Origin of the sequence: Stieleria maiorica (assembly GCF_008035925.1) — a bacterium.
Classification (GTDB): Bacteria; Planctomycetota; Planctomycetia; order Pirellulales; family Pirellulaceae; genus Stieleria; species Stieleria maiorica.
Window position 1 is genome coordinate 6,653,358 of the sequence record NZ_CP036264.1, and the last position, 24,183, is coordinate 6,677,540.

The 24,183-nt window shown below is 60.7% G+C and carries 25 protein-coding genes; 12 read left to right on the forward strand and 13 right to left on the reverse strand.

Annotated elements, in window-relative coordinates:
• Positions 1-11 precede the first annotated feature (11 nt).
• From Mal15_RS22595 to Mal15_RS22625, 7 genes are all read right to left on the reverse strand, one after another.
• The gene (locus Mal15_RS22595) at positions 12-1,319 is read right to left on the reverse strand and encodes a 4Fe-4S binding protein (RefSeq protein ID WP_233902966.1); all 1,308 of its coding nucleotides are present in this window, start codon (positions 1,317-1,319) and stop codon (positions 12-14) included.
• Positions 1,320-1,452: 133 nt separating this feature from the next.
• Positions 1,453-2,103 carry a 4Fe-4S binding protein gene (locus Mal15_RS22600; protein ID WP_233902967.1) on the reverse strand — a complete coding sequence of 217 codons (651 nt, stop codon included), beginning with the start codon at positions 2,101-2,103 and terminating at the stop codon, positions 1,453-1,455.
• A complete protein-coding gene (locus tag Mal15_RS22605; protein WP_147869840.1) occupies positions 2,100-2,330 on the reverse strand; it encodes a hypothetical protein in 231 nt (76 codons plus the stop codon). The genes Mal15_RS22600 and Mal15_RS22605 overlap by 4 nt, the downstream gene beginning before the upstream one ends.
• Complete coding sequence (locus Mal15_RS22610; protein WP_147869841.1) at positions 2,320-3,840, reverse strand: NHL repeat-containing protein; 1,521 nt, start codon at positions 3,838-3,840, stop codon at positions 2,320-2,322. The genes Mal15_RS22605 and Mal15_RS22610 overlap by 11 nt, the downstream gene beginning before the upstream one ends.
• 42 nt (positions 3,841-3,882) lie before the next feature.
• A complete protein-coding gene (locus tag Mal15_RS22615) occupies positions 3,883-5,283 on the reverse strand; it encodes an outer membrane protein assembly factor BamB family protein (protein WP_147869842.1) in 1,401 nt (466 codons plus the stop codon).
• A gap of 28 nt (positions 5,284-5,311) precedes the next feature.
• Complete coding sequence (locus tag Mal15_RS22620) at positions 5,312-6,598, reverse strand: PQQ-like beta-propeller repeat protein (protein ID WP_167546995.1); 1,287 nt, start codon at positions 6,596-6,598, stop codon at positions 5,312-5,314.
• A 366-nt stretch (positions 6,599-6,964) separates the two neighbouring features.
• Complete coding sequence (locus Mal15_RS22625; RefSeq protein WP_147869844.1) at positions 6,965-7,270, reverse strand: hypothetical protein; 306 nt, start codon at positions 7,268-7,270, stop codon at positions 6,965-6,967.
• A gap of 421 nt (positions 7,271-7,691) precedes the next feature.
• Here Mal15_RS22625 and Mal15_RS22630 point away from each other — a divergent pair, with 421 nt between their 5' ends.
• The 9 genes from Mal15_RS22630 to Mal15_RS34935 all read left to right on the forward strand — a co-directional run bounded on the left by Mal15_RS22630 (position 7,692) and on the right by Mal15_RS34935 (position 13,522).
• The gene (locus tag Mal15_RS22630) at positions 7,692-7,859 is read left to right on the forward strand and encodes a DUF1328 domain-containing protein (protein ID WP_147869845.1); all 168 of its coding nucleotides are present in this window, start codon (positions 7,692-7,694) and stop codon (positions 7,857-7,859) included.
• Positions 7,860-8,036 carry a hypothetical protein gene (locus tag Mal15_RS34210; protein ID WP_167546534.1) on the forward strand — a complete coding sequence of 59 codons (177 nt, stop codon included), beginning with the start codon at positions 7,860-7,862 and terminating at the stop codon, positions 8,034-8,036.
• Between the two features lie 50 nt (positions 8,037-8,086).
• Entirely contained in the window at positions 8,087-8,326 is a 240-nt protein-coding gene (locus Mal15_RS22635) for a hypothetical protein (RefSeq protein WP_147869846.1), read from the forward strand.
• Positions 8,327-8,394: 68 nt separating this feature from the next.
• Complete coding sequence (locus tag Mal15_RS22640; RefSeq protein ID WP_147869847.1) at positions 8,395-8,973, forward strand: TIGR03067 domain-containing protein; 579 nt, start codon at positions 8,395-8,397, stop codon at positions 8,971-8,973.
• A gap of 191 nt (positions 8,974-9,164) precedes the next feature.
• Positions 9,165-9,641 carry an MgtC/SapB family protein gene (locus Mal15_RS22645; protein ID WP_147869848.1) on the forward strand — a complete coding sequence of 159 codons (477 nt, stop codon included), beginning with the start codon at positions 9,165-9,167 and terminating at the stop codon, positions 9,639-9,641.
• 21 nt (positions 9,642-9,662) lie between these two features.
• Positions 9,663-10,514, forward strand: a complete 852-nt coding sequence (locus Mal15_RS22650; RefSeq protein ID WP_199773715.1) for a cysteine peptidase family C39 domain-containing protein — start codon at positions 9,663-9,665, stop codon at positions 10,512-10,514.
• Between the two features lie 35 nt (positions 10,515-10,549).
• Positions 10,550-11,920, forward strand: a complete 1,371-nt coding sequence (locus Mal15_RS22655) for an NAD-dependent succinate-semialdehyde dehydrogenase (protein WP_147869849.1) — start codon at positions 10,550-10,552, stop codon at positions 11,918-11,920.
• 269 nt (positions 11,921-12,189) lie between these two features.
• Positions 12,190-12,960, forward strand: coding sequence for an ABC transporter ATP-binding protein (locus Mal15_RS22660; RefSeq protein ID WP_147869850.1), 771 nt, complete (start codon positions 12,190-12,192; stop codon positions 12,958-12,960).
• A 430-nt stretch (positions 12,961-13,390) separates the two neighbouring features.
• Entirely contained in the window at positions 13,391-13,522 is a 132-nt protein-coding gene (locus Mal15_RS34935; RefSeq protein WP_261344516.1) for a hypothetical protein, read from the forward strand.
• Between the two features lie 2 nt (positions 13,523-13,524).
• Here the strand turns inward: Mal15_RS34935 and Mal15_RS22665 are convergent, their stop codons facing one another.
• Together Mal15_RS22665 and Mal15_RS22670 are read right to left on the reverse strand one after the other, a co-directional pair.
• Complete coding sequence (locus Mal15_RS22665) at positions 13,525-14,229, reverse strand: hypothetical protein (RefSeq protein WP_147869851.1); 705 nt, start codon at positions 14,227-14,229, stop codon at positions 13,525-13,527.
• A gap of 12 nt (positions 14,230-14,241) precedes the next feature.
• On the reverse strand, positions 14,242-15,393 hold the full coding sequence (locus Mal15_RS22670) for a prenyltransferase/squalene oxidase repeat-containing protein (protein ID WP_147869852.1): 1,152 nt from the start codon (positions 15,391-15,393) through the stop codon (positions 14,242-14,244).
• 191 nt (positions 15,394-15,584) lie between these two features.
• On the opposite strand from Mal15_RS22670, the gene Mal15_RS22675 reads away from it, so the two are divergent.
• Together Mal15_RS22675 and Mal15_RS22680 are read left to right on the forward strand one after the other, a co-directional pair.
• Positions 15,585-16,430 (forward strand): dienelactone hydrolase family protein, encoded by an 846-nt coding sequence (locus tag Mal15_RS22675; protein ID WP_147869853.1) that lies wholly within the window; start codon positions 15,585-15,587, stop codon positions 16,428-16,430.
• A gap of 294 nt (positions 16,431-16,724) precedes the next feature.
• A complete protein-coding gene (locus Mal15_RS22680; RefSeq protein WP_147869854.1) occupies positions 16,725-17,546 on the forward strand; it encodes a hypothetical protein in 822 nt (273 codons plus the stop codon).
• Between the two features lie 82 nt (positions 17,547-17,628).
• On the opposite strand, the gene Mal15_RS22685 is transcribed toward Mal15_RS22680, so the two are convergent.
• From Mal15_RS22685 to Mal15_RS22700, 4 genes are all read right to left on the reverse strand, one after another.
• A complete protein-coding gene (locus tag Mal15_RS22685) occupies positions 17,629-17,817 on the reverse strand; it encodes a hypothetical protein (RefSeq protein ID WP_147869855.1) in 189 nt (62 codons plus the stop codon).
• A gap of 272 nt (positions 17,818-18,089) precedes the next feature.
• Positions 18,090-19,325, reverse strand: coding sequence for a DUF1559 domain-containing protein (locus Mal15_RS22690; RefSeq protein ID WP_233902968.1), 1,236 nt, complete (start codon positions 19,323-19,325; stop codon positions 18,090-18,092).
• A gap of 160 nt (positions 19,326-19,485) precedes the next feature.
• Positions 19,486-22,539, reverse strand: coding sequence for an FG-GAP-like repeat-containing protein (locus tag Mal15_RS22695; protein WP_147869856.1), 3,054 nt, complete (start codon positions 22,537-22,539; stop codon positions 19,486-19,488).
• Positions 22,540-22,560: 21 nt separating this feature from the next.
• The gene (locus Mal15_RS22700; protein WP_233902969.1) at positions 22,561-23,151 is read right to left on the reverse strand and encodes a heavy-metal-associated domain-containing protein; all 591 of its coding nucleotides are present in this window, start codon (positions 23,149-23,151) and stop codon (positions 22,561-22,563) included.
• A 272-nt stretch (positions 23,152-23,423) separates the two neighbouring features.
• On the opposite strand from Mal15_RS22700, the gene pgl reads away from it, so the two are divergent.
• Positions 23,424-24,122: a 6-phosphogluconolactonase gene (pgl, locus tag Mal15_RS22705; RefSeq protein WP_147869857.1), complete on the forward strand. Its 699-nt coding sequence runs from the start codon at positions 23,424-23,426 to the stop codon at positions 24,120-24,122.
• Positions 24,123-24,183 lie beyond the last annotated feature (61 nt).

Genomic DNA, 24,183 nt, shown 5'->3' on the forward strand with positions numbered 1-24,183 from the left:
GAGCTTTGCGTTCACGGTTTTTTCCCTCCGGCGGTCAATTGGACCAGCGGCCCCGTGGGCGTCCGGCCAGCGGGGAGGGCTTCGGAGACATCGGAGATCAGACCCAGCCTGACTTTTTCGACCGGGCAATACCAATAGCAACGCCCGCAGGAAACGCACCCGGCACGATCCGCCTGGTAATCCTCGCGGCGACGTCGCACCGACAGATAGATCAGCTTGAACCCGATCACCAATCCCGTCCAAGCACCCAGCAAGCCGCCCAGCGTGACGAAGTCATTGCGCCGCGTGAGCGCCGATTGATACAATTCATCGACCGACCGCGGCGAACCCCGAAAGGCATCACTGGCGTCGGTCGTGGTTTCCGCTATGCCCAACTCTTCCAGTCGCATCTGTTCGGCCAACCGCGATTCCGGGTGCCACTGTGCCAACGGAACGGCGAGCGTCGTTCCCAACCACCAGAAACCGGCCACCAGGAAGGGAGAGGCAATCAGGGCAAATCCGAATTGACGTTTGCCTCGTCGACGCGCCCCGGGCGTTTGCGCGACCGTGGGCGGGTGGATCGCTCCGTACGGACAAGCATCTTCACAAAGTTGACAATTGATGCACGTGCCCGGCGGGATGCTCAAACGCCATTTCGAAAAACACGACAACACGCGCAGGATCGCGCCATAGGGACACAGGTACCGACAGTACGGGCGACCGACAAACACGCCGATCATTAAGATGCAGCTGCCAAAGATCAGCATGTCGGTGTTGCCGCCCAAGCGGAAAAACGCGATGAACGGATCGTAGCGGCAGATGATGAATCCCGTCCGGGTCGCCGCAAAAATCAACGCCGCGCCCAAATAGATGTAAGCCACCAAGCCCAGGGAATGATCCAACCAACGCGGCACCGCAACCGAGCGAACGGCGATCAATTCTTGCATCGCCCCCAGCGGGCAGACCGAAGCACAGAAGGTTCGGCCGAAAAACAGCGTGAACACCAACGGCAGAATAAAGAACGCCACCACCGCAAGCGGCACGACGTAGGTGGGATCGAACACTGCCAACGCGACATTCTGGGTCGCACCGATCGGACAAACACAGCCCTGACGCCAGAACCCGAACCACAGCAAACTGGCGATCGTCAGCAGCAGCACGTTACGGCGAGAGCGTGACACCAAGGTGAAGTACGACGCCAGACAGAGTGCGGCGAACAGAATCGCCACATCCAACACCGGCCCCATCTCTCCCTGGACCTCCGGAATCGTGGCGGTGGGGATCGGATGGTCGGAAAACTCCGGGACGGGGAACATCAGATCCGGGGTTTCGGCCGCCATCGCATCGCCCATCCACATCAACGTAGCGACGCTCGCCAGAGCGTGGCAAACGCCGCTGATCGACCTTCGGGCGAAGGTCGCTACGTTTGACCGTCGGTTGATAGCGTTGCTTGTGCGACGTGGCGTTGTCCTGCTACTCATCGGCGTGCACCTGATCGAGCAGTTTCTGTGCCGCCGTGTCGGCCTTCCCCGCCTTTTGCCGCATCACGCCCAACGCCACACGTTTCAGCCGATAGGGTTTGTCGGCGGAAACGTTGACAAAGGCGTCGCTGGGGCAGGCGACCGCGATCGCGCATTCGTTGCAATTGACACAGCGATCGTGCATGACTTGCAGATACAACGATCCGTTCATCAGCGCACAACCCTTGACGCACATCGCACAGCCGATGCAAGCGTCGGTGTCGATCGTGTACTCGTAGAAATCTTGACCCGCTTTGCCTTCGACAAAGGTTCGGATGATCGCTTCGGTCGGACACAACAAGTCCGCCGCGGCGGTGTCGCGACTGTCCAGCCCATCGAGTGTGTAATAGCCGGTGCATCGATTGCAGAAACCGCACATGTCGAAACACTGAACACATTTGACGGCTGATTCATCCAGCACACAGTGGGTGGCGCAGTTTCCACAGCCGACGCACTTGTCGGGATCGATCTGCCAACGATTCTCTTCCGCTTGGCCTCGTTGGCCGGCAAGGTATCCGCCCAACACACCGGCCGACACCACGCCGACGACCCGGGCTCCGTCGGCCAGGAACCCACGTCGGTCGGTTTGTTTTTCGTCGCTCATGATGGCTCTCCCTCCATCGCCGGTTGCCTGGCTTGGTCCGCTTTGGGAAGCCCACATTTTTTAAACAGCCCGCAAGTCTGACAGGGAGACGTCAGCTGGACGCACCCGAGATTGTTCGCGCGGCGGAGCAGGTTGAGCGTCAAGACGGACATCCCGCCCAAGAGGGCATAACGTCCGACGCGAACCAGCCATTGCCGACGATCATGGTCGAATTCATCACGTGTCATTTGATTCACCCTCCACTCGATGCCAGCGGGAAGCGTGAGCGAGCGGCGCAGCGACCTCGTTCCAAGGCTCCGCCTTGGAACGCGATGCCGGTGTGGCTCTGCCACACGCTACATGCGAGTCGCGAGGCGGAGCCTCTCGGGTAGTGTGTTCCCAGGCAGAGCCTGGGAACAAGTGGAAGCGTGAGCGAGCGGCGCAGCGACCTCGTTCCAAGGCTCCGCCTTGGAACGCGATGCCGGTGTGGCTCTGCCACACGCTACATGCGAGCCGCGAGGCGGAGCCTCCCGGGCAGTGTGTTCCCAGGAAGAGCCTGGGAACAAGTGAAGCGTGAGCGAGCGGCGCAGCGACCTCGTTCCAAGGCTCCGCCTTGGAACGCGATTTCGGTGTGGCTCTGCCACACGTTGCATGCGATCCGCGAGGCGGAGCCTCCCGGCCAATGTGTTCCCAGGCGGAGCCTGGGAACGAGTGGATGTCTATCCCACTGGTGTGCTCATCACGAGGCATGAAAACCCGCACCGACTTTCGTCTCGGATCCAGCACCAGGACGCGTCCCCGGCTGTCCGCCGCGACGTCAAAGACCACGCCCGCTTGGTGGGGCCGCGCGTCACCGAGTTCGGATTGGGCGATGCCCAATTGCTGCGGCCCGGCGACGACCGAGCGGAATTCACCGTACTCGCTGTAAGCCTTGATCCGCGGCACGCCCTTTTCCGACGTCACGATCTCTCCGCCGGGCAAGACCGCAAACTGACTCGGATTGCAGCAACCAAAAAAGCTCTCGGTCGCCGCGCCGGGATTGCCCCAACGGGCCTGCAACGCACCGTCAAACGTGTAGGTCTCGATCTGCAGTGCACCGGGATTGGCGACGTGCAATTGTCCATTCGACCCGATCGCGATGTCGAACGTGGTGCTGGGGACGTTGAATGTTCGCCCCCCCGCTTCGGCATTACCGATCGTCCCCTGCAACTCGCCTGACGGGCCGAACCGCCATACCACGCGGTTGCCGGCATCGGCGGCGAAGACGGATTCATCGGCCACGGCGATCGACGCCAGGATCGCGGCGTCGGTCGGGACGTTCCAAGTCGCGACCCGACTGCCGTCGCGATCAAAGACTTCGATCCGGTTGCCGGATCCCACATAGATGCGACCCGGCGCGAGATGTTGATCGTTGCCGACCGCCAAACAACTGGGACGGCCTTCGGTCGGGATCATTGCCAGTGTCGTGCCGTCTTGTCGATACACGCCGACCGTCTGGTCACCGCCGACGTAAATCTGGTCCTCGGGACCGACGCTGATGCAGCGAGGCTGATCCATCGACACGCTGAACTCCCTCGTCTGCGCGTAATGAATCAGCGCCGGATCGACTTCGTAAACGCGAGAGAAATCCATCGTGAACGATCGATCGCGATGACCGGCCAGCGGGTCGCTGCTGACAACGGCATAACTGGCGAGGCCGACCGCCACGGCAATGACGGCGGTGATCAATGTTCCGCGATAGTGGACCAGCAATTCCATGGGCGGTTGAACTCCAAAATCATGTGTCGCCGTTTTCGCGTGTCACGGCTTCGCCTTCAAATCGATGCAAACCATGCGTGTCATGTCGCGCAGGATCAAACGGCCCGCAGCCATTGCCATCGGCCCCCAGGCATCGTGCCCACCGGGAAGAACACTGTGCCGGGCCAGTCGCTTGTATCCGGCCGGTGTCGCTTCGGCGACCGTCAGCGTGCCGTCGTCATCCAGAATCAGCAGCAGGTCGTCGGCAAACATGTAGGGGCCTAGTCCGAATCGATCGCTGCCGCTGTCCCAGACCTGGTGTCCATCCAGGTCCATGCAAACCATCGTTTTCGCGCCCACCTTTCGAATGCCGAACAGATGTCCGTCGCGATAGATCGGTGTCTGTTGCTCGGAACTGAATTGTTTCGGCTTCAGTTCAAAAACCGTCTGCGCCCGGATGCCGCTTTCGGTCTCGACCAACTGCAACATCAACGCCCCCGATCCATAGCCACGCGACAGAAACAGCCGATCATCCGGCAACGCGACCGGTGACGGGCTGGTGGCGTTGATTTCTTTCCAAGCGGTCGACTCCCAAAGCAGCGATCCGTCATCGGCCGCGACGCCGACGACACCTCCGCTGGCGCAGTAGACGTACGTGCGACGCCCCTGAAATTCCATCGGGACGACGGACACATGGGTCATGTTCCAGCCCCTGGGATTCGGCGTCTGCCAAATCACGTCGCCGGTGCGATAGTCGATTGCCATCAGCAGCGCAGTTCCGCATGGGGCGACGATCAGCCGGTCCTGGTCCACCAGCGGGCATTGACCGGTGTACCATTCCGGCACACGCGTCCCGAAGTCACGTTCCAGATCGATCAACCAGTGTGACCGGCCGGTCGCGGCGTCCCAACATGCCAGATGACAGCGTGGTCCCATCGTGATCACGTGATCCTCGACGATCACCGGCACGGTCCGCGTCATGCCGTGATGAAAGGCGACGACCACGGGATAGCTGTTGCGCCAAATCTCCCGACCGTCGTCTAGTGACAAGCAACGCAGCGTGTCGGCCTGGGCTTGCTTGTCGTAGTCCAACACATAGACGCGTCCGTCGCTGATCGCAGCCCCGGCGTAACCTTCGGCGACGTCGATCGACCACAGCACCGGCGGTCCCTCCTCAGGCCAGGAGCGTGCCAGTTTCGGGCCGTCGGTCGCAATCGAATCGCGATTCGGTCCCAGGAACCCGGGCCACCGGCCGGAAATGTCCGAAGCGGTTCCGGGACCCGCGATCGGCTGGCCGGGTTCGGGGCGATCTGTCTGGCCGGCGGCATCGATGGTTCCGTCGCGTCCCGGCGTGCGCGGTTCCAAACCCTTCGGCGGGCCGGTCGCCAACCAGAACGCCAGCGACACGACGGCGATCGTCGCGGTCAACGTCGGAAGGATCGCTTCGGGTGCGTGAAGTTTCACAAGAACCACCTGGACAAATTCAACGAACTCACTGATCGATGCAATACAGATGCTCTTCGGTGCGGATAAAGATTTGGCCTTCGGAAAACGCAGGGGTGGCGTTGGTCACACCGTCCAATTCGTTCTCGGCGACCAATTCGAACTCCTCCGGGTTGGGCTTGAAGACAATCGTCGTGCCGCGTTGGCTGAGCGCGTACAAGTGCCCGCCGGCCAGCACCATCGATGCCCAATGATCTTTGGCGCGACTTTTCCACAAACTCTCCCCGGTTTCGGCGTCTAGGCATTCCAAGGTTCCGGGGCCGGAGTTGGGACGATAGATGTAGCGGCCGACCATGATGCCCGTGCCGACGCTGCTGGGGTTTCGTTTCTCGACATGCCACAAGCGATTCGATGTGGTGACGTTGCCGGTGCCGCCGAGCCGGAATCCCATCGCCGGCCCGCGCAAGTCCGCCATGGCGAAACCGATGCCGTTTTCGATCAGCGGCGAGGAACTGACCGCGTCGTAACGTGAACCGCTTAGTCCGTCGCACCACCACAGCAGATCGCCGTCGTCGAGATCGTAGCCGCACACACGGGTGCTCATCGCGCAAATGATCTGCGGCCGGCCGTCGACCTGCGCCACCACCGGTGTACTCCAGGCTCCGACGTCGTCGGCGTTCTTGTCGCCGGTGTAGGCTTCGTCGGTTTCCCACAGGGTCTTTCCGCTGGCCAAGTCGATCGCGGTCAGGAAAACACGTGCACCCGGGCCGGTTTGCAGCAGGACGCGGTCTTTGTAGATGATCGGCGACGAACCATAGCCCCAGATGTGTCTGAATTCACCCAAATCCCGCGACCACAGTCGTTGGCCAGAGTAGTCGTAGCAGTACAAGCCGGCCGACGAATGCCAGACGACGACACGCTGGCCATCGGCGGCCGGTGTCGTGCTGCCGAACGGGTTCTTGATGTGCGTCGTGTCTTCACCGAACTCAACCGTTTGTGTCCACAGCAGCATTCCGTCGCCGCGATCGAAGCACAGCAAGCTGCGCTGGCGACCGTCTTCGCTGCCGCTGGCAAGAAACACGCGGTCAGCAGAAACGATCGGGCTGCCGGCTCCTGGGGCGGGCAGATCGACCTTCCACTTGATGTTTTGCTCACGGCCCCAGCTCAACGGATAATCGTTTCCCTCGGCGACGCCATTGCCGTTGGGCCCGCGGAATTGTGGCCAGTCGCCCGCACGGACGGTTGCGACCGCGAGAAACACCACAAGTACCATCGCCAGCGCAGCCAGCGGTTTTGTCACCTCGTCAGCCACCAGGACCCGTTCTAACGCCTTCATCCGCTCGCTCTCCAAGTGATTTTCAGCGGATCCCCGCTGGCCCCGCTCGGTTCCTACTGCGTTGAAGCACGTCGCGTTCCTACTCCGGGAAATCTTGATGTGCCAGGCCATTCCAAATGCCCGCATGGTGTCGAACTCCTTACGATGGCTCCTTTCTCCCCTGGCTTTGCGGGTAAGAAGGGCTGGGGATGAGGAGGCCAGTTGCTCGTTGGCGGCCGATGGAGGAACGGACCGGACGTCGGCGTGAATCGACGGCTGAAAAAGGCCGGCTTGCAGATTGAAAAATCTTTGCAAGGAGAAAACGCAACGGTGCCGCCCACGCTGACACGCGAGACATCGTGTCACGGAGTGAAGTCGCGCCGCAGATCAGCATGCGCAAATACGCACGCCGCCGAAAACAAAGGCGAGACGAAGCGCTAATGAAATAAGTACACGGGCAGATGCGATGCTTCGATCAACTTTTGGGTGAAGGAGCCCAGCAAGACCTCGTGGATGCGCGCGCCGAATCTCTTTCCGCCGCTCCGCTTCGGCCGTCTCGTCGACGATTTCAACGCCGACCAATTGGCATCGGTAGCGGTTGGCAAGTTGAATCGAATCGTCAACAGCCACGTGTCCATTGGCCGAGCCGCTGACACCGACAAGCAAGCGTTGCCGATTTGAATCTTGATTCATGAGTCAGCCTTCGGTTTCGAAACGAGGCGGAAGATCATCAAATCCTGGACACCAGCGCACGTTGGTGTTTAGCCTTCAGGCGATTCTTCTCGCTGCGAAGCAGCGACCGTGGGCGGCGAAAGCCTGGACACCAGCGCATGTTGGTGTTTAGCCTTCAGGCGACTCTTTTCGCTGCGAAGCAGCGACCGTGGGCGGCGAAAGCCTGCGTACCAACGTTCACGCCCACCTCCTGCTCGGTTCTCGACCACGCTGGATTCTTGGCATCCAGCTCAATCCGTTTGACCTCGTGATTTACGGTGTTTTAGCCATTGAATCGCGGCACAATCGCGTTTGGCACGGCAATCGCGTTAAGGGCTCGTCACTCGCCGAGTGGTGAAGTGCACCGCTGCGAGAGAACACCATTCAAACCGTGGAGAGTGCCATGTTGGGCTGGGCATTAACTTTCTTGATCATCGCATTGATCGCCGGCGTCTTGGGCTTCGGCGTCATCGCGGGAACCGCGGCGTCGATCGCGAAAATCCTGTTCGTTGTCTTCCTGGTGCTGTTCATCATCGGGTTGATCATGGGCCGACGCGGACCGGCGATTTAGATGAGAGCGACCCACGATTTTTACCTCTTTGTTCTGGCATCCCTGATCGCCCTGGTGGCCTGTGTTTCGGGCTGTCAGCAGAAAGAGACGCTTCTGGATGTCGACACGCCCAACGGCGGCGTCGAGATCCAGAGGGACAAAGATGGTGGCAATGTCACCGTCGAGATCGGCGAGTGACGCCGCCGCCATTTGGTAGATGAACTCAATTGCTTTAGAGGAGTGTAACGATGCGTGCAGTCATTGGGATTGCCGTTTTAATGTTGGTGCTGGCATGGGTCGGCTGGGTGCAGTTCAGTTCACCCGACGGCGATCCAACCATCCGCGTGGATTCTGACAAAGTCCGCCAAGACACCGCTGAAATCGTCGAAAAATCGAAGCAGGTGGTCGATCGTGCCGCGGAATCGGTCGACGAGAACCTGGAGACGGAGCCGGAGCCAGTAGCTGAGCCAGAAGCTGTCGATCCCTAGTCGTAAGGGCGACAACACACGCGTCACCCCGTTCATGACGTGAAGACAACCTTTTCTTGGAGACCCCAATGACATTCCCTACTCGCCCCTACGCCGTACTGGCGCTTGCTGCGCTGCTCGCAGCCCCAGCGGCGACCGCTGCAGACAAGTCCGTTGATGACCAGGCCACGAAACAAACGTCTGCAGAGGAGAGCGCGGACGAGACCATCACCGAAAAACTGCAAGGCCGCTGGGAAGTGGTCGAAGCAGTCAATCAAGGCCGGCCGCTGCCCGAAGTGGAGGTGAGTGGGACCTACGTGACGATCGCGATCAACCGGATCGTTACCTATGATCGCGACGATCGGCAACGTTTTCGGGCCGTGTTCCGAGTCGATTCATCGACCAACCCGGTTCAGATCACGATGACGTCCGTGCCGAAGCTTGCCCGCCCCAGCGAGATCGACCCGCCGCCCAAACCAGACGAGGCGGTCGCGCCGGGGATCCTGCGGTTTGACAACGAGCATCAATGGACGCTGTGCTACGCGGTCGGTGATGCCGAGCGGCCGACCAAATTCGATTCGCCCAAAGGCAGCAAGAACATGTTGATGACGCTGCGGCGGCGCCCGGGCGACCCGGTGCCGGATGTGCAGGACACCAATGCGAAATAGGGACGAAGGATGAATGGCATGGGGTTTGGAGAGGACGGATACGGCAACCGTTGGTGTCTAGCCCTTAGGCGATTCCCGGTCGCTGCGAATCAGCGACGGTGGGCGGCTAAGGCTGGTCCGAGCACCTGTGCCCGCCCCATTTAGCACGACGAGTGAGAACGACCTCGGTCTGAATGCTGGGGGAAAAACGAATGCTCGATTTAATCGACTGGGAAAACCTTCAAGCGATCGCCATCGCCGCCGGTTGTGGTGCGGCGCTCGGGATCGAGCGTGAGATCGCGGGCAAGCCGGCGGGGATTCGAACCCACATCTTCGTCTGCGCGGGGTCGGCGCTGATGATGATTCTGGGGCAAGAGGTGGTCCAACAATTCCAGCAGCAAGAGACGGACAGGTTGATCAACACAGATCCGATCCGGATTTTGCAGGCGATTGTCGTCGGGATCAGCTTTTTAGGTGCCGGCACGATCGTGCATGATCGCGATCAGAGCGTCGAAGGCTTGACAACGGCGGCCACAATTTACTTGACCGCCGGGATCGGCGTCGCGGCAGCTGTGGGGCGTGTAACGCTGGCGTTGACGGTGACGGGTTTTGCCGTCGCGGTGTTGGTGTTGCTCGGTCTATTGGAGCGTCGCATTGCAGTGTTCAATGCGGACCGAGAGAAAGAATGATGGTTTTTGCGGTACCGCAACATGGCAACTGATTTATTGATCGCGATCGCAGCCATGACGATCGTCAGTGCCGCCTGTGGTTGGGCCGCAGCTCGTCGTGCCTATTCTGACCGGGGGCAGTGGAACATCGCGTTTCTTGCCGTCGCGGTGTTGTCGACGGTCTTTTTCTTATTCTATGGCTCCGGGCAACTGTTCTGGGCGCGTCTCGTTCCGTCATCGGCTGCAATCATCTACACCAATCTGTCTGCCATCTTTGCGGCTTTGGCCGCGGGCTGGGCGTGGCGGGTGCCGGACACGCCGGCATGGCGACGCGGGTTGCTGGTGGCAGCGTTGGGCGTCGGGTCGATGATGGCGATCACCTGGTCGCTGTTGTCGATCGCCGTGCGTCCACCTCCGGCCGGGGGCGACGAATGGGACAACGGCGTCGCACTCCAAACGTCGTGGGCAACTTGCAGCCCCGCAGCGGCCGCGACGCTGTTTCGCGCCGAAGGCATCGAGGTAAGTGAGGCTGAACTTATCCCGCTTTGCCTGACCGATGCCAGCGGCACGCCGACGCTGGGGTTGTATCGCGGGATCAAAAAGATCGCCGATCGGAACGCCCGTGACGTGGTTCTGGTCGACGGAGCGAGCGACGATTTGATCGCGGACGATGATTGGCCGGTGTTGCTGGCGGTCGAGTTGCCGTATGGAGTCGACGATCGGCGATACGTGGATCAATGGGGCTGGATTCCCGGCATGGGACACTCCGTCGTTGCACTGGGGACAACTCCCGACGGCGGCCTTGTGATCGGTGATCCGTCGGTCGGCCTGGAATGGTGGACCGAAGCGGACCTGCGGGTGCTGTGGCACGGTGTGGGGATTCGCGTAAAGTAAACGTACAGCACAGACACTCCAATCGACACAAAACCATGACCATCGCGAGCATCAATCCGGCGACCAATCAAACACTCGAAAAGTTCGAACCGCTGGCCAAGGACGACGTGATCGATGCGATCGGCGTCGCTCACGGGGCTTATCAAGGCTGGCGAAAGGAGTCGTTCGCCAATCGCAAACGCTGTTTGCTAAAGTTCGCCGAACTGCTGCGGGCCGAGGCGGACCAACACGCCCGTACGATCACGACCGACATGGGCAAGCGGATCGCGGAAAGCCAGTACGAGATCGAATACTGCGCGATGATCGCAGAGTTTTACGCCAACGGGGCCGAGCGTTTTTTGGCCGACCAACCGATGCAGGTCGATGGGGTCGACGCCTACATCCATTACGAGCCTTTGGGCGTCCTGCTGGGTGTGATGCCGTGGAATTTCCCATTTTATCAAGTCGTCCGCTTTGCCGCGCCGAACATCATGGCCGGCAACACCGTGATGATCAAACACGCCAGCAATGTTCCCCAGTGCGCCCGGTCGGTGGAATCTCTATTCCATCGTTGCGGGCTACCGGACGGCGTCTACACCAACCTGTTCATACCGACGGAATTCGTCGAAACGATCATCGCCGACCGGCGCGTTCAAGGCGTTTCACTGACCGGCAGCGAACCGGCGGGGGCAGCCGTGGCGGCACTGGCCGGTAAAAATCTCAAACGCAGCGTGTTGGAACTGGGCGGCAACGACCCCTTCATCGTGCTCGAAGACGCCGACTTGGATCACGTTGTCGAGCAGGCCGTCAAAGGCCGGATCGTTAACGCCGGTCAATCCTGTGTCGCCTCCAAACGCTTCATCGTCGTCGAATCCGTCGCCGATCGGTTCTTGGCCGGATTCAAGGAACAGTTGTCCGCGCTGAACATGGGGGACCCGATGGATGAAGCGACGACGCTGGCACCGCTGTCAACCGAGGGTGCGGCCGTGAAGTTGTTGGAACAGGTCCGAGCTTCCGTCGATGCCGGCGCGAGCGTGTTGTTGGGAGGCGATCGGCCCGACCGCGAGGGGGCCTACTTTAATCCGACCTTGCTGACCGACGTCACGCCCGACATGCCCACGTTTGATCAAGAATTGTTCGGCCCGGTCGCGACCGTGTACGTCGTCAAAGACGAAGCGGCGGCGATCGAGTTGGCAAACCAGTCGTCTTACGGTCTGGGCGGATGCGTTTTCACCGCCGACGTCGACCGTGGCCGTCGGGTGGCCGAACAGATCGAGTCCGGCATGGTGTTTGTCAACCAGCCGACGCGTTCGCAAGCCGAATTGCCGTTCGGCGGAATCAAGAACAGCGGCTACGGCCGCGAACTGTCCCATTTGGGCATTCTCGAATTCGTCAACAAGAAGCTGATTCACTTGGGCACCAAGTAGGATCTCTCGTCGTGGCAGAAACCCGGGGTGGATAAACGACCGCGCGCGACGGTTCCTCCGCCGTCGTGACGTTGCGATCGCCTCCGCTCGCTGCGACACGTCCTGTGTTGAACGCATCGGACTCAATCGGCGAGAGCTGTCGCGTGGGATCTGTTCGGAACGCTGCGCGGTTCTACAGGGGCGGCATCGATGACCGGTCGATTGGCATGCGGCGTGCAAGCGGCGGTGGTTTTCCCAATCACCAACGCACCGAGAGCCTCCAATCGATCATGAATGAACCATCCACGCCAACGATCACCACCGTCCGCAATGTTTCCAAGGTCTATCAGCAAGGCGACCGGACGGTTGCCGCACTGCACGACGTCAATCTGTCGATTCAATCGGGCGCGTTCGTGGCCGTGATGGGGGCCAGCGGTTCCGGAAAGAGTACGCTGCTTCATCTGATGAGCGGTTTGACTCAACCCACGTCCGGCGATATCAGCGTCGAGGGGCAATCATTGGCCGCACTCAGTGATCTCCAGTTGACTCGGTTTCGTCGCCGACGCATCGGGCTGGTGTTCCAAGACTTTAATCTGATCCCTTCGTTGACGGCTCGTGACAATTTGTTGTTTCCGATTCATGCCGCCGGGATCAAGCAATGTGACGAGGCGGAGATCGACGCGTTGGCAACACGATTGGGAATTCAAGACCGTCTGAATCATCGGCCGGATGCACTCAGCGGTGGCGAGCGACAAAGGGTCGCGATCGGACGTTCGTTGATCACGAACCCGGCAATCGTGTTTGCCGACGAGCCGACGGGAAGTTTGGATTCGGTGACGGGGCAGACGATTTGCCGACTGCTGCGCGAGTTGTGCGATCAGCAGCAACGGACGGTCGTGGTCGTGACACACGAACCCAGCGTCGCCGTCTGGGCGGACCAGATCGTGGTGCTTAAAGATGGTGCGGTCGTGGAGCAATTCCCCACAGGGGAGTTCCGCGACGCGCAGTCGTTGGCGGCCCACTACCAGCAGGTCATCGGCGCAGAACTGGCACTGAGCTAAGACGGGACGAATGTCAAATCATTCGATCAAGCGTTCCCGAGTCTTGGCCGCGTTCGGAAAACAGGTAAGAAGATTTTGCAGGTAAGAAAATGATGAAACACGGCGTCCATTCGAATGAGCCAATTTTCCTACCCCAAAAAATCTTCCTGCCCCGCTACCCCGCCACGAAGTGCTGGCGAGCTGCCGATTATTGGGACGGGATGGCAGCATGAATTGGGGCCGCTTGCATGTCCCCCCACCACTCGCTATTCTGTTGCGAGTCATTCTCAATAACAGTGTTTGCAGTGCAGCAAGCCAGGGGCGTCATCCCACCCTCCAGCCAGCCACGCTCGACCGGCCCCCCGGACAACCGAACTCGCCACGGTGGCGAGCTCGCAAGTGTTGTCCGGTGGATGATCCCCCCACCACGCGTGCCCCACTAAACGAAATCATGCACTTCAAGCAAATCGTCTCAGTGCTGTTGCTGGCCATCTTCCTGCTGTCGCTAAGCGTCTTTTCGGCCGTCCACGCCGGTAAGGGGCAGGCGAGTTTCGAAATCGCCCAACCGACCGTCTTGGAATAGGACTAGGCGTCGTAACGGACCAGGTACCAGCCGCGGCCGATCGCGTCAGCGGTGCGGAGTTCGTGTGGGTCGGCTAGCCCACCGACGAACGAGGCCGGATGGCTGTTCGGCGGATGCCACTCCGCCCAGTCCCCGCCGTCGGTTCCGGTCAATTGCAGTTTGATCGCGCCATCGGCGCACCGCTCGATCGCGCTGACGTACACCTGTTGGGATGCCAGCGCGGGCGATTGCAACAGGACCAGCGTGGTCGGCTGTCCGAACGGATAGGCCATGAAGGGGCCGGTCGCGGGCAAGTCCCCGTCCCGCTGGGGCCAGCGATTCCGCAACGGTGCGGCGATCGCTTCGAGTTCGTCGATCCGGCAGGCGAAACGGATTCGCTTGCCTTGCCAGGCGATCCGTTCGTGATGGATCGCCAGGCCGCACCACAGCGCGATCACGGTCGTGATTGCCAGCAGTCGGCGCAGCGAACAGGGACGCAGACTCAGACGCCAGCGACGGGTGCGCCGGACCAGCAGCGCCATCATGCTGGCGGCGGCGATGATCACCAGCCACGCGAATCCGGCGGCACGAAACCACTGTGCCGCATCATCCAGATCCGCAGCCCGGCGGGCGCGCAGCAGGCTCGGCAGCATCGGATCGAGTGCGGTCCATGCCGCCAGCGCGAGCAGTGCCGTCAGGTGAATCGTCCAGGTTCGCTGTGGTCGCATCGCCGCCGGCCGCTACTTGCAGTACGCCAGTGCCATCAAGGCAAAACTGGTCGCCAGGTTCTTGTCGTTTTCGAACCAGCGTTGGTTGCTGTTACTCCACGAGCCGTCGTCGTTTTGGCGTTCGGCAAGTTCGGCGATCAGATCCGCTTTCCAATCGTGCTGGGTTCCATCAGCGTCGTTGATGGTTTGAATGCCGGCGGCGTTGAGTGCGGCGGCGAAGGTGTGGTAGTAGTAATACAGTCCCGCCGATCCCATGCCGGGATTGCTTTCGACGTCATAGTGATCTCGGATCCACTGCAGTGCGGCTTTGACGCGCGGATCCTTGGGCGTCAGTCCGGCAAAGATCATGCTTTTCAGTCCGGTGTAGCCCATCGATCCATAGCTGCGCAGTCCGCCATTGGGTGTGTAACGTTCCTCCGACGTGCTGGGGTCGATCTTGGTCGTCGGGATCTCGTAGTAGAATCCGCCGTCATCAACTTTGGCCGCAAAGTCCGTGTCGTTGTACTTGCTGTTCAGGTTTTGGCAGCGCGACACAAAGGTCAAGGCACGTTGAATTGCGGGATCGTTCGGTGCGGTTTCGGCGGCGCGGAGGGCTTCGATCATGTACGCGGTGTTGGACAGGTCGGGACGGCCCGGGCCGCCATAGCCGACTCCGCCGTACCATGGATCCGAGGGATCGCGTTGCCCTTCGCCGTATTGGATTCCGGTGACGAAATCCTTGGCCCGCTTCAACGTGTCGTTGTACTTGCCGGACTTGTTGGCCTCGGAAAAGCACAGCATCGCCACGCAGGTTTCATAGTTTTTCAGCCGGCCGTTGCCGTAGATGCCGCCGTCGGGTTTGACGTATCCCTGGAGCGCCTTCAATCCCTGGGCGACCATCGGGTCGTCGACGGTCCTTCCGTTTCGCAGCGCCGAAGTGATCGCGAGGGCCGTCACGCCCGGTCCGACGCGATCGGAAAACGTGCCGGCGTCGGACTGGCCTTGCTTGGCCAAAAACGCCAGCCCCTTGTCAACGATCTCCCGGCGCTGCAACTCCGTTTTTGAAACGGCTGGGGTTTGTGGTGCTTCATCGTCCGCCGCAAGCGCTGGTCCGCTGAGGAAGGCGAGTGTCAGCAGGGGGACAAAAATCCGTCGTGGGCGGTGGAAATTCCATCGTCGATTCATCGTGGGCTCCAGAGAGTGGCGTTGTATTCATGTTTTTTGCTGATTGAACGTCAGTCGGAAGCAGGCTTTGCAAGTTCGATGCCACTCACCGTCTGCGGCTACAATGGGCGTCCGAGCGGTTCGGCATGATCGAATCGACCCTGCGCATCGGCCGCTCACCACCAAAAGACGATCCAACCCTGGGGAATAACATGTGTGACCAAGATCACTTTGAAGAAGATCTGAAAAAGTATTCTCGCCGCGACATCGGCACGCTGGCCGCCGGCGTCGGTGCGGCGATGATGCTGCCCCGTGCGGCCGATGCCGCGGAGGTCAGCGGCAGCGATGTCACGATCACGACACCCGACGGCGAGTGCGACGCCTACTTCGTCACTCCGACAACCGGCGCGCACGCGGCGGTCCTGGTGTGGCCCGACATCTTTGGGCTGCGTCCGGCGTTCCGGCAAATGGGCGACCGGTTGGCCGAATCCGGTTACAGCGTGTTGGTCGTCAACCCGTTCTACCGGACGATGAAAGCGCCCACGGCGGCCCAGGGAGCGAGCACTTCGATTTCCGACGTCCGGCCGCTCGCACAGACCTTAAGCGCGGCGACGCACACGACCGATGCCAAAGCGTTCATCGCTTGGTTGGACGCACAGCGCCAAGTCGACACGAACAAGAAGATCGGAACGACCGGGTATTGCATGGGCGGACCGATCGTGATGCGGACCGCGGCGGCGGTGCCCGAGCGCGTCGGCGCCGGCGGGACCTTTCACGGCGGCGGGTTGGTCACCGACCAACCGGACAGCCCGCACCTGTTGATCCCAAATATGAAAGCACAGTTCTTGATCGCGATCGCCGAGAACGACGACCAACGCGACCCCGATGCCAAAGACGTGTTGAGGAAGTCCTTTGCCGAAGCCGACCTGGCCGCCGAGATCGAGGTGTACCCGGCCGGGCATGGCTGGTGCCCTCCGGATACCCGCGTGCACAACCCGGAACAAGCGGAAAAGGCCTGGGGACGGATGCTGGCGTTGTTCGAGCGAGCATTGGGCTAAGGCCCGTTTAGCTTGGACGCCCGGTATTGCGAGTACGATGGCCCTTCCGGGCCGTCGTCCGATCGACTCCCCGCGACGACCTCGAAAGGATGTCGTACCATGGCGGCCCGCTGATGGCGGCTTAATCAATCGGCCGGCGGTCCGCGACATTCCCGCTTCAACTCGAATGTCCCAATTCTCTGAAACATCTCTGTTTCAACCCCGCTTGGTTCCCTGTCGAGCGGCGTGATCGGGTGTTCCGATCGACGCGAACGCTTCATTCTCGGCGAACACTCCGATACGGGAAACACTTCGATGGCTCGCTCCAAAAAACAATCGCACAAGCAACGACGACTGGGACTGCAGAATCTGGAAACGCGAAAGATGATGGCCGGGGACATCTCGGTCGACGTCGATATTTCCGGCAGCCGGATCGATGTCGAACTGACCGGCGACGGTGCCGCCAACGGCGTCGAAGTCCGACAGATCAACGACACGCTTCGAATCACCGGGTTGAATCATGGTGGTGCAGCGACCACGATCGAAGGCAACTCCGCGCTTAACATTCCGACCAAGCAGTTCATCTCGGGCTCGTGGCGGACCTTGGACGACCTGACCATCAAACTCGGCAACGGAGATGACTACGTCGTCGTCCGCGATGTCAACATGCAGCATCATTCGCACAGCGATTTACGGATCGAGACCGGTGCCGGCAACGACCGGATCACGATGTTGGATGTCGATGTGCTCCGCAACATGAGGCTCCTCGATCATTCCTCCGACGACGGCAACGACTACTGGTGGATGCGAAACGTTGACATCGGCGGCCGACTGGAAGCCGACATGGGTGACGGGGCGGACACCTTCGTCGCCTCCTACACCGACGCCGATGAGATGGATATCGATAGCGGACGGCACAACGACTATGTCAGCCTGTTCGGTATCGATGTCGACTCGCTCGTCGTCAATCTGCGCAGCGGCAACGACACGTTGCGAATCGACGCATCCGATGCGGACGCTGCCGATCTGGATGGCGGCGACAACCACGATACGTTGGATGTCAACGGCACGGGCTTCTATGCCAACGCCTTTGATGCCGTGCTCGCCTCGGAAGACTTCGAGACGATCTATGCGTGATCCGGATCGGTGAATTCTGACACGCACCGGTCAATGGGCTACCGATGGCGGCGCGAACCGATGGATGTGTCGTGACGCGAGATCACTCCGATCCGGTGGCGTCGTCGCTCTCGGCCATGTTGCCTTCGGCGGCCGCCACCGCCGCTTCGTAGTCGGCGATGGCCTGTGCGTCGGCGCCCTCGGTGGAGGTTTTGGGCCCCGAATCATCGCAACCAACGACGAGGGTGATTGAAACGAGCACGAGCAAGAGGTGGGAAAGAATTGATTTCATTGGGGGCCTCGGCAGCCGGACGCCGCCGGTGAGAGTTAGGAGTGAAGAAGGCATCGATTGATCATGCAATCGATCGACGATTGCGGGACGATCGGATGCTTCAGGACCCGAGTCGTCTACCGCAATTTGGTTTTCAATTGGGCTGGATCGTCGCCGTCCTCTCCGAGGTCGGTTCAGGACAAAGCTCCGCTTTTTCCCGCACGCCCGGTTCGGAGAACACGGCGACACTCTGAACACATCGTCAAGTACAAAAATTGAGCGGCGGTCGACAGCTAGATCTCTTCGTCGATCGTTTCGTTGCTCGCACGCGTGCCGAGGGCGCCCCACAGTCCGTAGGGGCTGACCGAACCGGGCAGTTGTCCGCCGGTCCCGTTCAGCCAAACGCTGCCGGCGGTTGAATCACCTGCGTCGATCGAGTCGGTGATGAACTTGACCGCCCCGTCGCCCATCAACACGTGGGCGCCGCCTTGGTGGCGACTGGACATGGTCGCGATCAGGGTCGTGCCCAGTGTGTTGTACGGTCCACAGAGCTCGCGGTTGGGCGACAAGATGGTCAGGCAACCGGTGAAAAACGGGCCTTGGTCGGCCCAGCGGAACCCGCGGGCAAACAGGGCTCGAGACGTCATGAAGTATTGCGGGTCCCAAAATCTGGGGCGATCCGGATCGATCAACGGCGAACAGATCGATGGGTTGTCACGAAGATTCGCCAACGAGACACCGGGGGCGCTTTGGTTTCGCGACGATTCGGTCACTTGGCCGCGGTTATCGTTGTCTTGTAAATAGGTGATGATTTCTCCCATCGCAATCGTGTTGGACAGTCCGTCCAAAACGTCGCGGAATTTTGCTTCTTGCAGCGGTTTGAAAAAGCCGCGGTGTGCCGCGTTGGATTGACGGCTTCGACCCGTCGTGATCTGAGTTCGGTTGTTGTTGCGATTGGCTAAGTGAAGCAGCCATGAGGAGTCACCGAGACAGGCGGCGTAATTGGTTCGCCCCAATGCCGGCAGACCGACGCCGGGATCGCTGGGGCAGCGGTACGTCGGAACTTCGGTCGTCCACGGGATGTACTGAATCACCTGCGGTGTCGGCCCCATCGGCGGCCAGGGATTGGCCGGTGTTCCCACCGCCGCACTCGTGTTCCCGTCGGTGCGCTCCGCGTTCGGGTTGCTGATGTCGTCCCACAACGCCTGCTGCTCGATGAACGGCAAGATCGGAACCAGCATGCTCAATCGCATTCGGTTGGACACATTCGAGCTTCGGAACCAAGGCTCCGGGGTGCCCGGCAACGTTCCCGCACCGTGAGTCGGCAGTTGCTTGTAGGCCGCGTGGTAGTTGTGGATGCCGATGCCGAGTTGCTTGAAGTTATTGCTGCAACTCATCCGTCGTGCCGCTTCGCGCGCCGCTTGGACGGCCGGCAGCAGCAGACCGACCAGAATGCCGATGATGGCGATGACGACAAGCAGCTCGACGAGGGTGAAGCCGCCTCTTCGCTTTGCAATAGGGTTGGTCACATGAACACCTAAAATGATAGAGAAAGACTGAGCCGTAAAACCGCTCCAATGGAAGCATCGGCTGCATCAAAAGTTAGGGCGACCGTGAGTGGTGACGCAATCATAAAATGCGTCGCGTTGATAATAAAATGCGTCACGTCTGCGAAGAGGGGCGATCACATCAGCTGCCGAGCCGCCAAACGCCCGCTCCTTGCGTGACCAAATAATCAGCGCCGCTGTCCAGTTTGCCGAGCGATTCGTCGATCCCATCGGGCCAAGTCACTTGGACATTGCGGAGCGTTTCGGCGTCGCAGGTGCCGAACGCGACGCAGGCTTCGTTGACGCATTGGAATCCGTTTCCGGTCAAAAGTGACTGTTCAAGCGTCCCGGTGTCGGTCGTGAATCGGACCCGCGTGCCGATCGCATCGCGATGGGTGGATCTGGCCCGCAGGAAAAAACGTGTTTGTTTTCCGCTGGTCGCCGTTTGATTGATCAGCAACGCAACGGGATCAAACAGATGGGTGACGATCAAGTCACAGCGACCGTCTCGGTTGGCGTCCAAGGTTGCAACGGCGCGGGCAAGTTTGTGTTCACCAAAGTAACCGCCGCGTTGATCCGCCGCTGTCACCTGCCAGCGTCCGCGCGTGACCTGTTTCAGCAATTGTGCCCTTTGGCGAAACGCTCGACCTTGGGATCGAAAATCGTCGATGTCACCGTTGGCGATGAAGACTTCCAGCGAGCCGTCGTTGTCAACGTCGATCCACTGGGTGCCATAGGCGAGCATGGGTTGCGATGATTCGGCAAAACCTGCAACCTGGGACTCATCCGACCAGACTCCCGGGCTGTCCTGGCGATAGTAGGTATTGTGATCATCGACAAAATGTGTCAGCAAGAAATCGATGTCGCCGTCCCGGTCCGCATCGGCTGCGGCGATGCCCATGGAAGCCTGGGCGGCGGATCGGCGGTTGAACGCCAGACCTCTCACGCCGGCCTGTTCGGAAAGACCGAATGCGTTCGTGCCGTCCCGTTTCGCCCAAAAGTGATTGGCGGTCATGTCGTTGGCCACGTAGGTTTCCAAGCCGCGGCGGCCGTCCAGGTCACCGACCACCAATGCAAATCCCCGTCCCGGTTCGTGCGGTCCCAGCCAATCGGTTGCGTCGTGAAAGGTGCCATCACCGTTGCCGGCCCAGATTCGATCCGGTTCGGCATCGAAGGCGATGGGATTGCAGGACCGGGGCTGATCGACCGACGGATCGATGCATTCCAGGGTCAACGGCTGCTCGCCTCGGCAGTAACCGACTTCGTAAATGTCTGCCTGGCCATCACCGTTCAGGTCGGCGATCGCGACCGATGTCGTCCAGCCGCTTCCGCCCGGTTCTTTTCGACCCAGCCCGCATCTTTCGGTGACCTCCTGAAACGTCCCGTCGCCGTTGTTTCGGTACAACTGGTTCGGTCCAATGTTGGCGACATAGACGTCCGGCCATCCGTCGGCGTCGTAGTCTCCCACCGAGATGCCTTGAGCGAACCCGCGATCGATCAGCGACGCAGCGGCGGTGACATCGGAGAATTCGCCCGCAAGGTTTCGATGCAGGCGATTGGGCCGCGAGTCTTGGCGATCGGGCGTTCCGTCCATCACCGTCAGGTAAAGATCGGGCCAGCCGTCCAAATCAAAATCGATCACGCCTGCGCCGCCTGCGCCCGATTGATAAATCATCAGCCCCGCTTCCTGATCGTCGGGTTTGTCGATCGCACAAACGTGTTTCAGCGACCGCGTGGCGGCTTCGTCACGAAATGGAGCGGCCACACCGAAGCCGTCTCGGAGGCCAGGAACTGCCCGTTCCCGCGAAACGGCCGGTCCAACAAGCGAGCGTTCGGGATCAGCAGGTTCCGCTAACGACGGGGAAACATCGTCGGAAGATTGTCGCCAGGCAACCTCCGGATATGACGACAAGTCTATCTTGGTGGAAACCAACGAATCGGGCAGCTGCCATGGCGTGGATCCCTTCAGTTCCGCGCGAATCTTGCGCAGCGTTTGCTCCCAGCGAGGATCGGGGTGCTGTTGCATCGATGCCCCGGCCATCAACCAGCTCGTCGCCTCCCACAGTCGCCCCAGATCGTAGAGCGTGCGAGCGAGATCGACGACCGCGGTTTGCGAGTCATAATCCCAAGTGGCCAGCGTGGTGGTGTGGCTCCGCAGCATGGCAAGGTTTTCAGCGCGGTCGGCCGCAACCCGGGCCTGCTCGGTTCGTCCCAGTTTGGCCAGCGACGCCGATAGCCCCTGGAGCGATTCGGGATCATTCTCATCCAGTCGCACGGCCGCCCAATACGCGCGGGCAGCCTGCTCCGTCGCCTCCTGGCGGGACGCCCAGATTCCTGCCGCCAACCAGTACTGAGGATCGCCTTCGATCTGCGGCGGCAGCGATTGACTCCATTGCCGGACCGCTTCGGTTCTGTCGAGTTCGACCAACGCGCGGCCGTACAACGCCAGGGCGGGCACGAAATCGCGGTGCCTGGCGACGACCGCCGCGAGTGCTTGTTCGACCTCATTCCACTTGGACTGTGCGGCGTCGAGCTGGGCTAACGAAAACCTTGGCCGCAGGTCATCTGGATGACGGCGGAGTGCCGACTCGCAGGTCGGCGCAAACGTTTGCGGTCGATTCAGATCGGCCAAGATCAATAAGACGTTCTGGCTTCTATGCTTGTGTTGGACCAGCCATCGAAGGTGCTCGGCCGCTTGGTGTTGCAAGCCGACGCGGGCGAGCAGACTGGCCAGGTTTTGCCGGATCTCCAAGACGTCGGGGTAAACCTGGACGGCGTCGCGCAAGACCGCGATGGTTTCGAACGGACGCTGATCGCTGACCGTCGCGCCCGCCCATTTCAGCCACAACTGCTTGGATGGTACTTCCGCGGCTGCGACCGCGGCTTGATAAAACTTGGTCGCAGCGATGGGGTCGTCGGCTTGGACCGCGCCGTCGCCGGCCATTTCCAAGCCTTCGGGATCGTCGGGGTGGTCCTGCAGGTAGCGCGCGATCACCGCTCGCGCGGCATCGAAGTGTCCCGCCGCGATCTGCCCCCGCGCTTCGTCCAGGGTTGCCTCAGAAACCGCTGCGCCGGGATTCGGACCGTCGACCTCCGGGTCGGGTGTATCGCGATTGCATCCTGGCGAAAACGCCAGAACCAACAGCAAGCAGCACACCGACTGTCTGGCAGTCGTGATCGTGAAGCAACGCGTCATCGGTCACCCGCGCCGTGTCGATTACTGGTCGGTGTTGTCGCCGTCGGCCTTCTGCTTTCGCTTCGCAGCTGCCTCCTGAGCGGCTCCTTTGGCTCGCACGTGAAAACCGGCCTTGTTGAGTGCCTGGACGAGGGCCAGACCATCGAATTCGCCTTCGACGACCAGCGTCTTGCGTTTCGCTTTGGCGGTATCGGCCTGGACGCCTTCGACCGACGCGATCGCCGCTTTGATCGCTTTGTTGCAGCCCGCGCAGCAGTTGTGGATTCCGACCAGTTCCAGACGTTTGGTGGTGCCTTGCTTGACGCCACTGTTGTCTTTGATTTTCAATTTGGCGTGGTCGGTGTCGCCATGAAATCCGGCCCGAGCGATTGCACCGAGTGCCCGACGCGCGGTCTTTGCGTCTTCGGCGGTCAACACCGCCGTTCCACTCTTTTGATCGGCCTTGACCGACGCACCTTCCACTTTCTCTAACGCCCCTTCGACGCCTTTGACACACGCCCCACAGCAAAGGTGCATTTTCGAAATTGTGACGGAGACTTCTGCGTCGGCCCGTGGGGCGACAAGCAGAACAGCGGCTGCACTGACGAACGCCAAAACAATTCGATGGATCATTGGAGGCTCCGGGTAGATGGAATCGGGGAATCGGTGTCGGGGAAAGACGACGCCCCATTCTACACGTCGCGCACCACCGGGATGGCATGCATGTTCAGCGGGACACGTCGCGGCCTGAATCAACAAGCTGGTGGGCGAGCGACCCGCGACGGCCGAAACTGTTGGTGAGTTCCGCGTCCGGCAATAGTAGACGTTGACAAAACGCTCGCCCTACGGTCGGCTTGACCTGTTCGCGATTCGTCATTCCCGTCTCACAGCCCCATCGCTCTCTGATGCAATACCCCTTTGAACCCTTCGCCGATACCGCGTTGCTGCAACAGGCCGTGACCGATTCGTTTTGTCAACTCGCCGAACAGACGGTCGCAAAAAACGGCGTCTTCCGCGTCTCCCTGTCGGGAGGCTCCACGCCGCGTCGGGTCTACGAAATGCTCAGCCAACGCGAGCTGCCGTGGGATCGGATCCATTGGTTTTGGGGCGACGAACGCAACGTGCCACACGACCACGACGACAGCAATTTCCGCATGGTCCACACCGCACTGCTGAGCAAGGTCGACATTCCGCCGCAAAATATCCACGCCGTGCCGGTGGATGTGGAATCGCCAGCCAAGGCCGCCGAGCAGTACGAGCAAACGCTCCGCCAGCATTTCCACGGCCCCGTGCCCGACTGGGATCTGGTCCTGTTGGGCATGGGCGACGATGCCCACACCGCTTCACTGTTTCCCGACACGCTGGGGCTGGGCGAGCAGAAACGATGGTTCATCGAAAACTGGGTGCCGAAATTCGACGCCTTCCGCTACACGATGACTTATCCGGCGATCGAGTCGGCACGCAACACCTGGTTCATCATCACCGGAGAAGCGAAGCAAGACGCCTTGAAGCAGGTCTTGTTTGGAGCGGAAGACCCGGCACGTTATCCTTCCCAACGCATCCGACCGACGCGTTGGTTTGTCGACGCGGCGGCGTGTGGGTGAAGGTCGCTTTGCTGTTTTATCCCTCACTCCTGAGGGCGTGCGATTCGCATCTCCGTCCAAG

Excerpts from the sequence above, each read along its gene's own strand:
- Mal15_RS22700 (WP_233902969.1), bottom strand. The coding sequence starts at position 23,151 with ATGATCCATCGAATTGTTTTGGCGTTCGTCAGTGCAGCCGCTGTTCTG.
- Mal15_RS34935 (WP_261344516.1), top strand. The coding sequence starts at position 13,391 with ATGCACTTCAAGCAAATCGTCTCAGTGCTGTTGCTGGCCATCTTCCTG.
- Mal15_RS22685 (WP_147869855.1), bottom strand. The coding sequence starts at position 17,817 with ATGAAATCAATTCTTTCCCACCTCTTGCTCGTGCTCGTTTCAATCACC.
- Mal15_RS22600 (WP_233902967.1), bottom strand. The coding sequence starts at position 2,103 with ATGAGCGACGAAAAACAAACCGACCGACGTGGGTTCCTGGCCGACGGA.
- Mal15_RS22625 (WP_147869844.1), bottom strand. The coding sequence starts at position 7,270 with ATGAATCAAGATTCAAATCGGCAACGCTTGCTTGTCGGTGTCAGCGGC.
- Mal15_RS22635 (WP_147869846.1), top strand. The coding sequence starts at position 8,087 with ATGCGTGCAGTCATTGGGATTGCCGTTTTAATGTTGGTGCTGGCATGG.
- Mal15_RS22670 (WP_147869852.1), bottom strand. The coding sequence starts at position 15,393 with ATGAATCGACGATGGAATTTCCACCGCCCACGACGGATTTTTGTCCCC.
- Mal15_RS22695 (WP_147869856.1), bottom strand. The coding sequence starts at position 22,539 with ATGACGCGTTGCTTCACGATCACGACTGCCAGACAGTCGGTGTGCTGC.
- Mal15_RS22655 (WP_147869849.1), top strand. The coding sequence starts at position 10,550 with ATGACCATCGCGAGCATCAATCCGGCGACCAATCAAACACTCGAAAAG.
- Mal15_RS22640 (WP_147869847.1), top strand. The coding sequence starts at position 8,395 with ATGACATTCCCTACTCGCCCCTACGCCGTACTGGCGCTTGCTGCGCTG.
- pgl (WP_147869857.1), top strand. The coding sequence starts at position 23,424 with ATGCAATACCCCTTTGAACCCTTCGCCGATACCGCGTTGCTGCAACAG.
- Mal15_RS22620 (WP_167546995.1), bottom strand. The coding sequence starts at position 6,598 with ATGAAGGCGTTAGAACGGGTCCTGGTGGCTGACGAGGTGACAAAACCG.
- Mal15_RS22675 (WP_147869853.1), top strand. The coding sequence starts at position 15,585 with ATGTGTGACCAAGATCACTTTGAAGAAGATCTGAAAAAGTATTCTCGC.
- Mal15_RS22630 (WP_147869845.1), top strand. The coding sequence starts at position 7,692 with ATGTTGGGCTGGGCATTAACTTTCTTGATCATCGCATTGATCGCCGGC.
- Mal15_RS22660 (WP_147869850.1), top strand. The coding sequence starts at position 12,190 with ATGAATGAACCATCCACGCCAACGATCACCACCGTCCGCAATGTTTCC.
- Mal15_RS22645 (WP_147869848.1), top strand. The coding sequence starts at position 9,165 with ATGCTCGATTTAATCGACTGGGAAAACCTTCAAGCGATCGCCATCGCC.
- Mal15_RS22680 (WP_147869854.1), top strand. The coding sequence starts at position 16,725 with ATGGCTCGCTCCAAAAAACAATCGCACAAGCAACGACGACTGGGACTG.
- Mal15_RS22665 (WP_147869851.1), bottom strand. The coding sequence starts at position 14,229 with ATGCGACCACAGCGAACCTGGACGATTCACCTGACGGCACTGCTCGCG.
- Mal15_RS22650 (WP_199773715.1), top strand. The coding sequence starts at position 9,663 with ATGGCAACTGATTTATTGATCGCGATCGCAGCCATGACGATCGTCAGT.
- Mal15_RS22605 (WP_147869840.1), bottom strand. The coding sequence starts at position 2,330 with ATGACACGTGATGAATTCGACCATGATCGTCGGCAATGGCTGGTTCGC.
- Mal15_RS22610 (WP_147869841.1), bottom strand. The coding sequence starts at position 3,840 with ATGGAATTGCTGGTCCACTATCGCGGAACATTGATCACCGCCGTCATT.
- Mal15_RS34210 (WP_167546534.1), top strand. The coding sequence starts at position 7,860 with ATGAGAGCGACCCACGATTTTTACCTCTTTGTTCTGGCATCCCTGATC.
- Mal15_RS22595 (WP_233902966.1), bottom strand. The coding sequence starts at position 1,319 with ATGGCGGCCGAAACCCCGGATCTGATGTTCCCCGTCCCGGAGTTTTCC.